General features: G+C 71.2%; 1 protein-coding gene. It reads left to right on the top strand.

The features are described from left to right. Window positions 1-109 precede the first annotated feature (109 nt). Complete coding sequence (locus G3I78_RS49310) at window positions 110-355, top strand: hypothetical protein (RefSeq protein ID WP_164437195.1); 246 nt, start codon at window positions 110-112, stop codon at window positions 353-355. Window positions 356-416: the final 61 nt, after the last annotated feature.

Here is a 416-nt window from a genome sequence, read left to right as displayed (position 1 = left end):
GCCCATCCCAGACCGGCCGTCGAGCGCTCCCACGCTGCTCCGGCCACGGCCCCGCCTCCACCTCCCCCCTCCTGGGGGCGGGGCTTTCCACACCCTGAAAGGAGGCGTCATGCGCAACACGATCACCATCCGGCGCTGGCGCATCGACCTCTACGAATCCGCGATCTACCTGCAGAAGCAGCCCAACCCGACCTGCCACGACTGCCACGGCGAAGGCCACATCGCCCGCGGCCCCGGCATCGGCCCCTACGGCGAAGAGCCCGACTTCGAGCCCTGCGGCTGCTGGGACCCGTTCCGCAGCCTCCGTATCCCGCTCGGCCGCCGGCCCGTCGTCACCGAGAGGTGGCCGTTCTAGTGGCCGACATCGACACCCCGACCGGCATCCTCCTCGGAACGTTCGAGCCCGGCACGCCGGA

Source organism: Streptomyces sp. SID13726 (genome assembly GCF_010548375.1).
Classification (GTDB): domain Bacteria; phylum Actinomycetota; class Actinomycetes; order Streptomycetales; family Streptomycetaceae; genus Streptomyces.
Note: the sequence above shows the minus strand (reverse complement) of the source record. Positions and strands in the feature narration are given on the sequence as shown.